The sequence below is a fragment of the Sedimentibacter sp. zth1 genome (assembly GCF_017352195.1).
In the GTDB taxonomy this organism is placed as follows: Bacteria; Bacillota; Clostridia; order Tissierellales; family Sedimentibacteraceae; genus UBA1535.
The window spans coordinates 389887-406094 of record NZ_CP071445.1 but is presented as its reverse complement, the minus strand read 5'-3'; the positions used below and the strand labels follow the sequence as shown (position 1 = coordinate 406094).

Here is a 16208-nt window from a genome sequence, read left to right as displayed (position 1 = left end):
TCTATCTTATTATTTTCAACTCTTCTTCAATAAGATAATCTTCATATTTCCCACCTTCACTTGGCTTTTACGAATACAGCTGAAGTTACAATTCTCAATGCGAAACATTAGTGTAGAAATTTTAATTATTTTATTATGCTACATCTTGCTGAAGTATACTAAAAAATTTATAGCTGCTGTAAAATGTATATTATTAACATTGTTTACATTTTTATTATATATCGTTTTTTCTATTTGGTAAAGGGTTATTGTTTGTCATGTTTCGACATGTAAATAAATTGACTTCTTGAAAATTAGGGTAAATATTTATATTACTTAAAGTTTCAAACCCGCCAATATAAATATTATAGTTTACTTATTACATATACATTTTGTTTTCAAGTCAAAGCAGATAACAATTCAATATACAAGCGATATACATTTATGCATGTTCTATACATATTCAATATCTATTTACCATATTAACAATTTAGTTTTTAGAATAACTTGTTTCATTAATAATAACAAAAAAAGCCTGCATTTTAGATTAACTAAACCGCAGGCTATATTTTGGGAACGGTTTGGGGTAACCCTCAGATTATTAGATTTTTATTTGCAAATATTTTAGTTTAATGAAATTTATTCTTTGCCGCTGTAAAATGTGGTAATAATTTGACATCTACAAACGATAATGATAAGCTAACAAAGCACTCTTTTTTTGAGTAAAAATGTTTAGTTTTTAACTATTATTAGAAATGGAGACTTTTTAAATGATAAGTACAAAAGAACAAATTAATATTACGCAAGAAAAATCCAACGATATATGGACAAAAAAGTTTGTATTTCTATTTGTTGCAAACTTTTTTTTCTTTTTATCTTATGAAATGCTTCTTGCTACTATACCTATCTATATTTCTAAACTCGGAGGTAAAGGTTCAATAATAGGAATTATAATCGGCATATTTACAATATCATCAATTATAATACGTCCATTTTCTGATTCATCTCCAAAAAAATTTGGAAGAAAAAAGATATTAATTATCGGCACATGGATTTGCGTTATAAGCACCGGTGGTTATTACGTATTTTCAAAATTATCAATAATATTTATCGTGCGTATTTTACATGGATTTGGTTTTGGATTAGTAACTACACTTTTAGCAACCTTAGCTGCTGATTCAATTCCAAAAGAACAAATGGGAGAGGGAATGGGATATTTTGGTTTAGGTTCAGCAGTGTCTATGTCAATAGGTTCTTTTATAGGAATCTGGATACTCAATGCTTTTAATTTTTTTTGGCTATTCTCTGCTGCAATTATCATATTGTTAGCTGCAATTATTTTTATGCAGATGATATCTGAATCAACACAAATTAAATCCACTTCAAATAAAAAGGAAAAAATGGAATTTAAATTATCTTCTTTTTTTGAACCACTGGTACTAATAGCATCAGTACTTATTATGCTCCTTGGATTTTCTTATGGTGGAATATTGGGATTCATTGCATTATTTGGCAAGAAAGTAGGAATAAATAATGTAGGTTTATTCTTTATGGGTATGGCTATATGTGAATTGATTTCTAGGCTATTTGTAGGGAAAATATTTGATAGCAAGGGACCTTCAGTGATTTTAATACCAGGAGCTGTAGCTTGTCTAATTGGAACTGTTTTATTAGCAAAAACAACAAATACAACCCAACTTATGATTTCTTCTTTATTTTATGGCATGGGATATGGAGCAATTTTTCCATCTGTACAAGCATGGTGTATTAATCTTGTCCCTATTGAAAAAAGGAACTTGGCAAATGCTACATTTTATAACGCATTTGATTTAGGAATAGGGTTAGGAGCTATAATATTAGGAGTTGTAGTACAGCTAACAAGTTATAGTTCAATGTTTTTATATTCATCAATATTATTTATAATATTTCTATTAGTATATCTAGTTCACTTATTTAAAAATAAATAAAATTAACCGTAACCATTAGTAACAAAAGATTGGAAACTATGAAAAGTCAGACGTCAAATTATGTGACAAAAGATAAAAGGGGTCTGCCTTGAATTATTTCCATACATACACCGCAGAACACAAAAAAAACCTAAGCCCTTATGTAATCAAAGTTTTAGAGGTCTTGGTTTTTTTATTTTCTCACAATCAAACACACATTACAAATAACACACAACAAAGTATGTATTTTTATTATAATTCTTCTCCAAGTTTTGGACCTGGTTGGCAATTATATATTTTTGTTATTTTAACTACTACACCTGATTTTGGATTAAGTTTTGATGAAACTTCTTTAACCCATTTTACTGTATCCTCATACACTTTTCCAGAAGTATTAATTATTGCTTCACCCTTTATTTGATAAGCTTTTCCTTCCGCTGTATCGCAAACATAAATTGAAACATATGGATTTTCCTCAATATTCTTGTATGTTTTGTCCAAATAGTTATCTGCAATTAATAGTGTATCTTCATCATAAACTTTTACAAAAGCAATAGGTATAACATTTGGTATTCCTTCTTTTGTTGATGTTGAAACAGGGAAAATTTTCATATTAGAAATAACTTTTTTTACATCTTCATTCATTTTAGTCATTTAAATCGACTTCCTCTCTTATTTTTAATATTTACCTAATACAATTAGTATACTGCTTTTCTGTCATATGTCAATAACTATTGTTGCTATTGGTAATTAATAAATTTCATATTTTCTTGTATTTTGCTTTCAATGCTGTTGGATTGTCAACCCTTTTAAGATACTTTTTTTCTTTTAGTATTAAATTTAACATCTTTTTTAACATAACCTTTTAATTTATAGAAATTTTGAAATGATACTTTTTGATTTTTACCCCCATTTGAAAAATTAGTAAAATGAAATTGTTGATTTATATTGCTTTTTCTTGAGGAAACAATGGGTTTGTGTTACAATATTTGTAATATAAGGAATAATATTATAAGGAGATATACGATGAAACAAAAAAGTTTTTTGGTAACAATACTATTTGCGTTAACTTTTACTTTAGCTTCATGTAGCGGTGATGATGAGTTGAATACAATAGATGAATCTACCTATCCTGTGCAAATTCCAATAGATACAAATATTGTAGTAGATTTAAACAATGATGGCGCTAAAGAAAGCATATCATACATAGTGGATAAATCAAAAAATATAAATAAAGCTAGAGTTAATTCATTTAAAATAGATAATATTGAATATAAAGACAAATTATATGGTGAGTTAGAATTATATATGTGCAATCCAAATTCACAGTGGTATTATATTGTGGATATTGATGTGGCTGATGATTACAAAGAAATTGCTATTTTAGATGATGGTCCAAGTGCCGATCCACAAACTTATTTTTTTAGATATGATGGACATGAGCTAATATATATTGGTTCAATATCTGGTTTTCCACATTATGAAAGATTCAAATTTAATGAAAATGGAACTATTATTTCAAGTTTTCATCTTACTATTCTTCAAACTTGGACTGCTCCAACTACATGGAAGTTGGATGAAAGTGGATTTTTGATTAGAGAAAATGAAGATATATACTATCCTTATAAATCCAATGCGCTTAGGCAAAAGGTAAACAAAGATATTTTTATATATAAGAAACCAGAACTGACTTCAGAACAAATATTTATACCTGCAGGAAGTACCGTTACTTTAGTATCAACAGATAATAAGCATTGGGTTAGTATAAAAACAGATGATGGAACAGAAGGTTGGCTTTACATGGAGGATTATAGCAATATATTGATTAATGGTATACCTGTAGATAGTAGATTAATATTTAATAACCTTTATTTTGCTGGTTGAGTGATAGCTCCAAAATTCAATTGTATTTATATGACTCTACTTTTAGTTTACCTTAATCAAAAGATAGTGGATTGCTTTTTGTTAGATTTCTTAATAAATTAGAATTAAAATATAATATTATAGAAATGGAGAATGATATGGGCTCAATAGAAACTGGTAGTATTATTTTTAAAATACGTAAAGAAAAAAATATGACACAAAAGGATTTAGCTGCTTTATTAAATGTTTCGGATAAGGCAGTTTCTAAGTGGGAGCGAGGAGAAGGTTATCCAGATGTTGGTTTACTTCCTGCTTTGTCAGAAATATTAGAAATATCAATTGATAAACTGTTATGTACAAAAAAGGTAGTCGATGAAGAAATGGATGTTGACACTAAAAATGCTTATAAATCTTTATTGGAAGATTGTAAACTTAAATTTGATAGAAATCGCTTTTTTATCCTATGCTTAATGACATTAGCTTTTTTTTCAAGATTTATTACTTTGCCATATAATTTAAATATAATTCTAGAAATTTTTTTGCCACTATTATTATTAGGATTATTTTATTTTATAGATAAAAAGTTTCAAATGTCCATGAATAGATATAATATTATAAATTCTAATATAATAATAGAGAGAAAAAATTATTACCAAATATTAATTGTTTTTGCAATGCAGTGTTTTGTAATGTTTTTTATGATTGATATTACTCCAATTATTATAAAAATTAATAATGTTCAGGTTTGGTTTATGCATAGTCATCCATTTATGTTATATATATATTTAATTAATACTATAACCCTTTGGATTGTTATTTTTAAATATAATAAATATATTATTAAAGTAAATCACTTTATCATAATTAATTTGTGTATAAACTTTCTGTTTTGTGTAATTATGATTTTTTTTAGAGTATATATAAAACTGATAAATCCTTTTGTTAAAATTTCTTTAAGTCGTTTGATTTATCCAAATATAATTTTCTTGGTGATATTGTTAGTTATAGCACTATCGTTAAGTATTTATTTTTTATTTTTAAAAAAGATATCATTAAAGGGCAAGATAATATTGTTTTCTATAAGTTTAGTTGAAAACTTAATGATTATTTTATCATATAAAAGCGTTTCATATATTATGAATGATGTAAATAATTCTTGCTTTATTGATTTCTATAATCTTAAAGCGATTTTTTTACTGTATGTTATATTATATTACATATCTAATATAATATACTTTAAAACAATTAAAACAAATGAGTATATATATAGATTGTCTCACAAGTCAATTGGGCGATTTAAATTGCGAAGATAAAGAATATATAAGACAAAAGCTAGAGAAATTAATGTGCTTAATTCAAGAAATAATTGATAATTATCTTAAATAATATTATAAAATATAAATGTACTACTATTATCACTAGAATGGAAGACCCAACTACAAAGCCTTGCTACAACATCTTTAAAAACATTGCATTAACCTAGCATAGACTAGCTTGCACAACAGAAAAACAATTCAAAATTTTGTAACATTGTGGAGCATTGCTAAGAATTGTACAAAGCGAAACGAGCTTTTAAGCCAATTTAGTCTATCTTTAAAAACTCATCTACGCATTTGGTTTTTGCGAGTGCAGTTGAAGTTACAATTCTCAATGTGGAACATTAGGCTAAAAAGTTTGATTATTTTTCTTTCTACAAAGGATGGCTAATCAAGACCACAAAAGCTTGCAAAAAAGCCCTTTCAGGACTTATTAATCCACACTATAATACAGAACATTGAATTTTTTTCTGAAAAAACAGAAATAAATATGTGCCCTTAAATAAATCTAAAAATTTGACACTATAGTATTACCATCAAAATCTATTACTTGTATTTTATTTCTGTTAATTGTATAGCTTTCAAAATTAAAATCGTATAATAATAGAAGATTATCTCCTATGCAATATAACAAGTGAGTTGCATGAATAATACTGGTTGTATAATCAGTTGCATATATTTTACAAAATTCACTGCCATCTTTTTTCATTCTATATAAATTAAGTCTGTTTAAATCGCTTTTTTGTTCTTTTGTTTCCTCGGCCAAAAAGAATATATATTCTTTTGTTACGTTCATTTCCCATATATTATATATTTTATCATTTACAGGCATGACTACTGACTTAGTATTGTCTAATATATTTGTTTTTTCAATTGTACTTCCCTTATATGAATATATATTATCATTAGAATATCTATAGGAAAATCCAATTGATGTATTTAATTCTCTCTTAGCTTCTTTATCCAGATTATATTCAACGAATTTATCATTAGGGCCACAATAATAAATTTTATTTTTATACGCTACTTCAGGTATTGCAAGTATTATTTTTTCATCAATTATATGCTCTTCTTTTTTATCTAGGTAATAACAGCAAAAATTTAATAATTCATAGTTAAATGGTTTTCCAGACAATTCACCCGAATTTTTATAATAATATAATTTGTTATTTACCAAAACACTGAAACTCACATCGTTCAAAATAACAGTAGATGAGAAGTTTTCTTTATCTATAGAGCATACATTATATGTATATCGACCATCATCATTTTTAATTTTATCAATAAAAAATATATTATCATCAATAACACTTATTATTTCTAATACCGCCTTATCATAAATTACATTTTTAGTTTTTAAATCCTTGTCTATTTTACATAATTTGAAATCATTATTAGAATCTACATAATAAATATACTCATTATCAACAACAATTTTTTTTCGATTACCTATATTTAATTCATCAATACTTATTGTAGAATCTTTTATCGATATAACAGAGCTATTACTTGACTCATTTGGAATATTATTTTGGGTGTTACATCCTGCTAAAATACCAGTCAAAACTAAAACAATTATTATTTTAATAAAATTCTTTACTTTCATATAACCTCCATGTTTTTTATTCGGGGACGGTCCTGTTTTGTCAACTTTTTGCTATTATTCCTCTAGATATTCCAGTTGCTCTTTCTATTTGCATTATGGATAATTTATAAAGACTTCTTAACATTCTAATAATTTCGTTTCTCTTTTGTTTATCATATGTTTCCAATTCCTACAGTTGTGCACCATTAAGTCTTTTCATTACTACATATTTAATACGTATTCCCTGTTTACTAAGTCAGCAGTACATAAATATTCATTGTAACTACTCCATCTCTAATACTTAAGCTACCTACCATCCTTGCTTTTTCTCTTTCATAAGTATATGTACATGATTGCTCAACAAGCAATATGCATATATTTTATATTCTAATTTGTCTTTCAAATTTCTAATAACCCTTATTTTCTTGAAATATATCGTATTTATTAACTCCCCTAAATATAACATTATATATTCCATTATTACTTAGTACTCTTGCTTTCATTCCCATGTTTTCCCTAAAAAAAATATATTATAATTACATTTAGTTAATTATAATTTATTTTGTATATTATTTCGAATTTTTGTTAAATTTACATATACATTCTAAGGTTGACAATATAGGGCCGTTCTGAGTTATCACAGCTTTTTAAGTATAAGCTTTTGGTCAATTAGATCAAAAACAACCAATATTTTTAATTTTTTTATTTTATCTGAATTTAAAGCAACAGCTATCGGATGTGGCAATCCATCATTTTGTGCCAAATCATTAATCTCTATAACTCCTTCTAAATTAAAAGTATTATCGCCTATTTCAATTGTTATATCTTTATAGTTTCTTTGTTTACTTGCAAAGCTATATTCACTATTTTTATTCCAGAGGAAAGAATGATTTGTACCTGTGTCAAGATAAATACAAGCAGGTTTATTTTCATATTTTGCTTCAAAGAAAACCAAATCATTTTTCCCTTGTTCTGTGCTTTTTAATAACGGAATGCAAATATATTCATTACCTAATTTACTATAATCAACTTTTTTATCTGTGATTGCTATTCTTTTATTTTTATAATCTAATGCAATAACTTTTGAATCAAAATATTTTAGTCCTATGAGTCCATTAAATTTAGTAACACTATACATTTTCCAATTAGCTATAGTTGTTACAACATTATGCAATGACTGATCAAAAAAAGTTATATCGTCTTCAATTTTAATTACATTAGTCCACCCTCTATAACCGCCGTCTCTATTGTATTCTTCAGTTCTACCTAAAATATCATATTGCATTTTATTTTCTAAAGCATTAGTAATAGAAAATCCTGCACCACAACCAGTATCAAAAATAAACGTATAATTCTTGTCATTAATAGTAACAGGTATTTGTGGGCAACCTCTAATTCCAGGAAAATGGAACGAAAGCTTATGCACCTCGTTTTCATCAAAGTTCAATTCTTTAATCCAAGATATATCTGTTGTTATCACTTTGACATGTTTAATTATACAATATGTAATTAAAGCTAGAGCAATGCATAAAATAATTCTAGATAAAAGCTTTTTCAACAATACCATTCCTTTCTAATTATTTATATAACAACATGCTCCAAAATTATTACATTTTTTACTTATATTATATACATCTTTCTTTTCACAGTCAACGTTGAACAAAATATTAAAATAAAGTAAAGTGGAATTTAGTAGTGCACAAAGAAAAATAAAAGTATAATGTAATTGGTTGTTACCTGTGCCAATATAAGAGGTTAATTATGAAAAACAATCAAATCTCCTTATTTTAATGCATTTTTATTTCGGAACTTTATTACATTTCTAGTGTACCATTTACAATGCAGAACATTAGTCTAAAAAGTTTAATTATTTTTATTTCTACAAAGGATGGCTATATCAGGACCACAGAGATTTGCTACAACGTCTTTTGAAAAACATTGCATTGACCTAGCATTGACTAGCTTACACAACAGAAAAATAATTCAAAATTTTGTAACATTGTGGAGCATTGCTAAGAATTGTACAAAGCGAAACGAGCGGTTTAAGCCAATTTAGTCTATCTTTAAAAACTCATCTACGCATTTGGCTTTTGCGAGTGCAGCTGAAGTTACAATTCTCAATGCGGAACACTAGTCTAAAAAATTTAATTATTTTTCTTTCTACAAAGATTAGCTATATCATGACCACAAAGCCTTGCTACAACAATACGACATAGGCTTGCTAAAAATGCCTTTAAAAAACATTGCATTAACCTAGCATAGACTAGTTTGCAAAACAGAAAAATAATTCAAAATTTTGTAACATTGTGGAGCATTGCTAAGAATTGTACAAAGCGAAACGAGCGGTTTAAGCCAATTTAGTCTATCTTTAAAAACTCATCTACGCATTTGGCTTTTGCGAATGTAGCTGAAGTTACAATTCTCAATGCGGAACATCAGTCTAAAAAGTTTAATTATTTTTCTTTTGACCACAAAGCCTTGCTACAACAAGACAACAGAGTCTCGCAACAACAAGACCTCAAAGGCTTGCAAAAAGTCCTCTCAGGGTTCGACTCCCTTAATTCCTCAAAAAAAATAAAAAAACACCATAAAGGTGTTATTTTTGTTTTTTTGGTGGAGCCGAGGGGAGTCGAACCCCTGTCCGAAAATATTTCCATAAGACTTTCTCCGAGTGCAGCCTATACTTTAAATTTCGCTTAACGTATCGCCTATAAGCAAGCTATACGTCTTGCTATCCCCAATTATACTATAATAGGTCGAGAAACCCCTAAAACAGTGTCCTGCTTCAATTGATGCTCCGTTTTAGACTGCAGGTGGTCTAAAGGGAACAAGCTAGCTGACTACGCAGCAAATGCTAAATTATTATTTTCTTTTGCGTTTATATTTTTTGCCACTTTTATCGTTGTTTGGCGACAACGACTCGCTTATCTTACTTCTATACCCCCGTCGAAACCATTTACGGCCCCAGGATTATTGATTATTCATTGCCTCGTCGCATTCTTCTTTCAGCATCTTTTTTAGCAATATCATTACGTTTATCGTAATTCTTCTTGCCCTTTGCTACTGCAAGTTCAACCTTAACAAGACCATTTTTTAAATAAACGCTTAAAGGTATTAGAGAATATCCCTTCAATGTTGTTAATCCAATAAGTTTTCTTATTTCTCTTTTATTCAATAAAAGCTTTCTAGGTCTTAGTGGTTCAACATTAAAAATATTTCCTTTTTCATAAGGGCTTATGTGCATGTTGTTAACAAAAACTTCGCCGTTTTTGACTTCTGCATAGCTATCTTTAATATTCATCATACCTTGTCGAATTGATTTTACTTCAGTTCCAACTAGCACAATCCCAGCTTCATATTTATCTTCTATAAAATACTCAAATGTAGCTTTTCTATTTTTAGCTAAAGATTTAACATTATCAGCCATGCTCACTGCCCACCCTTTATTTATAATTTGCCTATATATATATTATACATGCTTTTTATCATTTGTAAATTACAAATTTATTACAATTGCTCTATTTTAATCAATTTAAGCTATTATTTATAAATGGGATATAATATTATTATATCCCATCGCACAATTATTATTTAAATTTTTACTTAATTACTCATTTTATCTATTATAGCAAAATCAATTTCTGCATTTGGTATACTTACTCTATCAAGTCTTACTTTAACTACATCACCTATTTTATAAGTTTTGTGTGAAACTCTACCGTTAAGCACTTTGTTATTAGCATCATAAATATAGTAGTCATCATCTAAATTAGATATATGAACTAGCCCTTCAACTGTATTATCAAGCTCAACGAAAATTCCAAAACCAGTTACACCCGAAATGACACCTTCATACTCTTCGCCAACTTTATCTGCCATAAATTCTGCAATTCTGATTTTGTTGGTATCTCTTTCAATTTCATCTGCATACCTTTCTTGTTTTGATGATTGATCTGCTACTAAAGCACATCTTTCCATCAAGTTTGCATTATCAGTTAAAGAAATTTTATTGTTAAGCTGAGCTTTAATAATTCTATGAATTTGCAAATCTGGATATCTTCTAATTGGTGAAGTAAAGTGGCAATAATATGTTGCAGCTAACCCAAAATGTTCTGCACACTCATTTGCATATCTTGCTTTTTTCAGTGATCTAAGCATCATAGTATTGATAACAGTTTCTTCTTTTTTACCTGATACTTTAGCAAGCAATTGTTGTAATTCTCTAGGGTGTACCTCTTGACTTCCCTTTAATGTGTACCCAAAATTAAATATAAATTTACTAAATTCCATCATTTTTTCTTCATCTGGTTCTTCGTGAATACGATACACAAACGGTATGTTAAGCCAATAATAATTTTCTGCAATTGTTTCATTTGCTGCTAACATAAATTCTTCAATAATTCTATTTGATGTTCTTCTCTCATACTTAGTTACATCTGTTATCTTTCCATCTTTATCAACTATAAGCTTAGTCTCGTCAAAATCAAAGTCAATACAGCCTCTATTTTCTCTTTTAGTTTTAAGTATATAACTAAGCTCTTTCATATCATCAATCATAGTCAATATTTCTTTATATTTAACTTTTAATTCTTCATCATCATTTTCAATAATATTTGAAACATCAGTATAATTCATTCTAAATTTTGTTTTGATTATACTTTCAAATATTTGATAATCAACTACTTTACCTTTTGTATCTATAATCATTTCACAAGAAAGAGTAAGTTTATCCTCATTAGGATTCAAGCTACAAACTCCATTAGATAATTCTTTTGGAAGCATTGGTATAACCTTATCAGCGAGATAAATACTCGTTGCTCTTTTTAATGCCTCTTTATCTATTTTGCTATTTTCTTTAACATAATGAGTAACATCTGCTATGTGTACACCAAGTTTATATTTATTATCATCAATTTTAACTACCGATACTGCATCATCTAAATCTTTAGCATCTTTGCCATCAATAGTTATAATTATTTCATTTCTTAAATCTTTACGCCTTTTTATTTCTGAATCTGGTATTTCTTTTTCTATTCCTTTAGCTTGAGACAATACATCAGCCGAAAAGAACTGTCTTACTTTATGTCTTATAAGTACTGCATCTATATGCGTTTTTGTATCTTCTTGATTTCCAATGACTTCAATGATTTCACCTTCTGCACTTCTTCTTCCTTTAGGCCATTCGGTAATTTTAACTACTACTTTTTGGTTATTTTTTGCGCCATTAAAATCTCCTTTGGATATAAAGATATCGCCACCTATTTTATTATCATCTGGAACAACAAACCCAAAACTTTTACTTTGTTGGAATGCACCAATAATTGTTTTATTCACTCTTTCAAGTATTTTGACAACTTTACCTTCTGGACTTTTGTCATCATATGAGTTTCCATCACTTTTAACAAAAACTTTGTCACCATGCATAGCACCATTTAAGTCAACAGGAGATATGAATATATCCCTAATATCTTTATTATTAGGAATCAAAAATCCATATCCCTTTTGATTTCCCTCTATAACACCCATTATTAATCCCATTTTTTCTGGAATCGCATATCTCTCTGTATTTGTCAGTAGGATTTTACCCTCTTCTTCCAACTCATTTAGAAGTCTTAATAATTCTTTTCTCATACTACTTTCAACCTCAAGCAAATCACACAGCTGCTTAAAAGTTAAAGGCCTATATTCTTCGTCTAACATAAAAGCTAATATTTTTTCTTTAAAATTCATTTTTTCCTCCGTTATATTAATGCAAATTTACTTGCATTTATTATACTTTGTCATATTGTTTAACAAATCTATATCATAATTTATTATTTTTGAAGCTCTATCATTGTTGCAAATTTCTGCAATATCAAGTATTTTAGTAATTAGTTCACTAAATTTAATTTGTGAATATTCCCACATATAAAATGCTATTGAACCTGGTATTGTATTAATTTCATTAATATAAATATTATTACCATCATACAAAAAATCTATTCTAGCATTTCCTTCGCAATCAATTGATTTAAAAGCTTGTTTTGCATATTTCTTAATATTTTCAGTTGCTTTTGTGTCTATATCTGCTGGTATTTTTCTTTTTTCAATATCGCTATTTTTTTCTCCACTCATATACTTATCCTCAAATGTCAGAAAATCTTTCCAGCCAAGAGGTTCTTCGCACATTGAAGATACAAGATAATTTTCATATCCCAGTATAGCACAATTAATTTCTCTTGCATTTTCAATACACTCTTCTATTATAATTTTTTTATCATATGACAATGCAACCTCAATAGCAAATATCAACTCATTTCTATTGCTAGCTTTATTAATACCAACACTAGATCCTAAATTTGAAGGTTTAACAATTAGTGGATACCCAAGTTTTTCTGCATTATCCAATACTATTTGTGCATTATCTATATATTCATTATTATAAAACCAAGTAAAATCAGGTATTGGTAATCCATCTGATTTAAATATTTTTTTCATTATTACCTTATCCATACCAATTGCAGAGCTAAGTGTATTTCCAAAAGCACATGGTATGTTGTTCATTTGGAAAAAGCCATGTAATGTTCCATCTTCACAATTTGTTCCATGAACGGCTGGAAATACAATGTCTATAACTACTTGTTTAGAATTCTTTGAAAACAAACTTCGCCTTTTTTTACAATTTTCTACTAATACAAGTCTTTGATTAACTCCATATGGTATAACTTCTATTGCATCATCCAATGACTTACTTTTATAATTATTGATATTATTTAAGCATTTTCCAATGAACCATTTTCCATCACTATTAATATATATCATAACTGGTTCATATTTTTCTCTGTCAATATTATCAAATACTTGTAAACCTGTAACAATAGAAACTTCATGCTCAACCGATTTTCCACCTATTAAAATTCCAATTATTTTTTTCAATATATAACCCCCATATACATAACTCAATTAATTCTCGTCATATGTATCTGGCAAATCATTTTCAAACAATATTACATCGCCAGGTCTTGTAACATCTTTGATTATTGATGAAGTCTGTTGAGGTGATAAAGAATAATATATATTTTGAAGATTAAAATTATTTTTGCGAAGTCCAGCTAATATAGCCATAGTTCTTTTTTTACCAACTAATATAACTATATCACAAATTGTAGATATTTTCTCTCCAAATTTATAATTTTCTTCATATTCTACACTACCAAGCTCAACCATACCGGGTGTAATTATAATTTTTCTTTTATTTTCAAATTGACCCAACACTTCAAGTGCTGCAGATGCTCCATCAGGGTTAGAATTAAAAGCATCATCAATAACCAAAATACCAGTTTTCGGGTCAATAAGCTGTAATCTATGCTTAACTGATATTATTCTAGAAATACCCATTTTTATCTCTAATAAACTCATCTCAAAAATAGTAGCAACACAAACACCAGCAAGTATATTTAGTATATTATGCTTTCCAAGTAATTGTGTATGACATTGTATGCTACCAAAATTCCTAATATTCAACATAAATGTTGAACCTCCATCGTCCACTATTATATCCGAAGCATAAACATCTAATTTATCAATATTTTCAGTTCCGTACAACAATTTTTTATTTTTAGTTTTATCAGCCAAATCTATTAAGTATTCATTATCGTAATTGAAAATAGCAATTCCATCATCAGATAGATTTTCTATAACTTCGTATTTAGTTTTTTTAATGTTTTCAATAGAACCAAAAGATTCCAAATGGCAAGGTCCTATTGATGTAATTATAGCTATATTAGGGTTAGTAAGCTCAGCTATCTCCTTTATATCACCAATTTTTGTAGCACCAAGTTCTGCTACAAAAATTTGGTGACTCTCATGTATATCGTTATTAATTACTTTACTAATACCCATAGGTGTATTATAACTTTCCGGTGTTTTTATCACTTTATATTTTTCCTGCAAAATTGTAGATGTTACAAACTTTGTACTTGTTTTTCCATAGCTACCTGTAATACCAACTACAACTAATTTATCGAAGCTCCTTATTTTTTTATAAGCAAGATTGAAAAAATGCTTATTTATTCTATTTTCTAGAGGTAAAGCTATTTTATTACTAGATATTGCTATATTTATATTAAAAAAATATATGATACTTAGTAACGAAGCACTTACTGGAAGGTATTCAATAACACTATCACAAAAAATATATACAAGTACCAATGTCAACATATACAATATAATTATTCTTGAAATTGATATTACAACCAATCTTTTTGCTCTCTTAGTATATATAAAAGGCTTTTTTGTATTCTTTTTGTTGTATTTTAATCTAATATAAGTTACAAAATATAATACTACGTATGATAGCAACGTAAGTTCTCTAACTATCACTGAATTATAAAATAACATAAACATAAGCGTTAAAAAAAACGAAATATTGATAAAACTTATACTTAACTTTGAATATATTTTTTTTTGGTTTGAATCTGCCCACTTTTGAAATTTACTAATACTATATCCTTCTAGCTGTAATATGTGCAAATAATTCAGAATACTCTTAAAAATCAAAAAAAACCATGCTACAGTAGTAAATAAAAATATAATTATACTCACATTTTTTCCCCCTATCAATAATTAACTTAATTCTTTACTTAAAAATGATTGTATAACAGCCCTAAAGGTTTTATAATCATCCACATATGAATAATGACCTGCATTTTTTAAAATTATTAATCCGCTGTCTTTAATTTTTTTATTCAATTTTTCACCCATATAAAGTGGTGTATCGCTGTCGTTTTCACCCCATACTAGAAGTGTTGGGCAACAAATATTAGATAGCAAAGACTCAACATTATCATTTATAACCTTTACTATTGTTTTACGCATAACACCATCTGTATTTTTATAATCATTTGAACCATATTTTCTATAGAATTTTTCTAATCTGTTTTTTCTGTTTTCACTACCTAAAAATTGTAAATATATTTTTTTAAGCAGCTTATATTTATAAATTTTAAAATAATATCCAATTTTCCTTTTTGGTTTAACACCAGCACTATCAATAAGTACAAGCTTATCTACTAGATCACAAAACAGCGAAGATAATATTATGGAAACTCTGCCACCATGTGAATGACCAAATAAAATTACTTTTTTTACACCTAAGACATCTATAAATTTTTTAACACAAATAGCATAATCATTACTATTCCATGGTAAAGGTGGTCTATCACTCTCACCAAAGCCAGGCAAATCAAGTGCTATAACCCTACATTTACTTTTAAGCATATTAAATATGGGTAGCATTGTTTGAATATTTGCTCCCCAACCATGTAGTAATAATATATTTGTGCCATTTCCCTCATCTATGTAATTAACATTAATTCCATCAATATTTAATATCATATTTACCCCTTTACTATTATATGTTAACTTTATTAATTAGTTAAAAATTTGCACAAAAAGTTGCTATGCAACTCCGCTAGGGGGACCTATGTCCCCCTTCGGCGTAAAAATGCCTACTTCATAAGCATTTTACTGAGCACCCCC

At 27.9% G+C, this 16208-nt stretch carries 12 protein-coding genes and 1 other RNA gene; 3 read left to right on the top strand and 10 right to left on the bottom strand.

Going from position 1 to position 16208, the window contains the following annotated elements; genetic code table 11:
• Positions 1-749: 749 nt before the first annotated feature.
• Entirely contained in the window at positions 750-1946 is a 1197-nt protein-coding gene (locus JYG23_RS01975) for an MFS transporter (RefSeq protein ID WP_207236782.1), read from the top strand.
• A gap of 231 nt (positions 1947-2177) precedes the next feature.
• Here the strand turns inward: JYG23_RS01975 and JYG23_RS01970 are convergent, their stop codons facing one another.
• Positions 2178-2579, bottom strand: a complete 402-nt coding sequence (locus JYG23_RS01970; RefSeq protein WP_207236781.1) for a pyridoxamine 5'-phosphate oxidase family protein — start codon at positions 2577-2579, stop codon at positions 2178-2180.
• A gap of 372 nt (positions 2580-2951) precedes the next feature.
• Here JYG23_RS01970 and JYG23_RS01965 point away from each other — a divergent pair, with 372 nt between their 5' ends.
• Together JYG23_RS01965 and JYG23_RS01960 are read left to right on the top strand one after the other, a co-directional pair.
• Positions 2952-3809 carry an SH3 domain-containing protein gene (locus JYG23_RS01965; protein ID WP_207236780.1) on the top strand — a complete coding sequence of 286 codons (858 nt, stop codon included), beginning with the start codon at positions 2952-2954 and terminating at the stop codon, positions 3807-3809.
• Between the two features lie 137 nt (positions 3810-3946).
• A complete protein-coding gene (locus tag JYG23_RS01960; protein ID WP_207236779.1) occupies positions 3947-5101 on the top strand; it encodes a helix-turn-helix domain-containing protein in 1155 nt (384 codons plus the stop codon).
• 511 nt (positions 5102-5612) lie between these two features.
• Here JYG23_RS01960 and JYG23_RS01955 read toward each other — a convergent pair.
• From JYG23_RS01955 to JYG23_RS01920, 9 genes are all read right to left on the bottom strand, one after another.
• Positions 5613-6710, bottom strand: a complete 1098-nt coding sequence (locus JYG23_RS01955) for a DUF5050 domain-containing protein (RefSeq protein ID WP_207236778.1) — start codon at positions 6708-6710, stop codon at positions 5613-5615.
• Between the two features lie 40 nt (positions 6711-6750).
• Complete coding sequence (locus JYG23_RS14975; RefSeq protein ID WP_256440282.1) at positions 6751-6876, bottom strand: hypothetical protein; 126 nt, start codon at positions 6874-6876, stop codon at positions 6751-6753.
• A gap of 450 nt (positions 6877-7326) precedes the next feature.
• Positions 7327-8256, bottom strand: coding sequence for an aspartyl protease family protein (locus JYG23_RS01950; protein ID WP_207236777.1), 930 nt, complete (start codon positions 8254-8256; stop codon positions 7327-7329).
• 1044 nt (positions 8257-9300) lie between these two features.
• Positions 9301-9655, bottom strand: a transfer-messenger RNA (tmRNA) gene (gene ssrA / locus JYG23_RS01945).
• A gap of 11 nt (positions 9656-9666) precedes the next feature.
• Positions 9667-10116: an SsrA-binding protein SmpB gene (gene smpB / locus JYG23_RS01940; protein ID WP_207236776.1), complete on the bottom strand. Its 450-nt coding sequence runs from the start codon at positions 10114-10116 to the stop codon at positions 9667-9669.
• Positions 10117-10292: 176 nt separating this feature from the next.
• Complete coding sequence (gene rnr, locus JYG23_RS01935) at positions 10293-12419, bottom strand: ribonuclease R (protein WP_207236775.1); 2127 nt, start codon at positions 12417-12419, stop codon at positions 10293-10295.
• Positions 12420-12446: 27 nt separating this feature from the next.
• Entirely contained in the window at positions 12447-13604 is a 1158-nt protein-coding gene (locus JYG23_RS01930; protein ID WP_207236774.1) for a D-alanine--D-alanine ligase family protein, read from the bottom strand.
• A gap of 27 nt (positions 13605-13631) precedes the next feature.
• On the bottom strand, positions 13632-15272 hold the full coding sequence (gene murF, locus JYG23_RS01925) for a UDP-N-acetylmuramoyl-tripeptide--D-alanyl-D-alanine ligase (RefSeq protein ID WP_207236773.1): 1641 nt from the start codon (positions 15270-15272) through the stop codon (positions 13632-13634).
• A 21-nt stretch (positions 15273-15293) separates the two neighbouring features.
• Positions 15294-16064, bottom strand: coding sequence for an alpha/beta fold hydrolase (locus JYG23_RS01920; RefSeq protein WP_207236772.1), 771 nt, complete (start codon positions 16062-16064; stop codon positions 15294-15296).
• Positions 16065-16208: the final 144 nt, after the last annotated feature.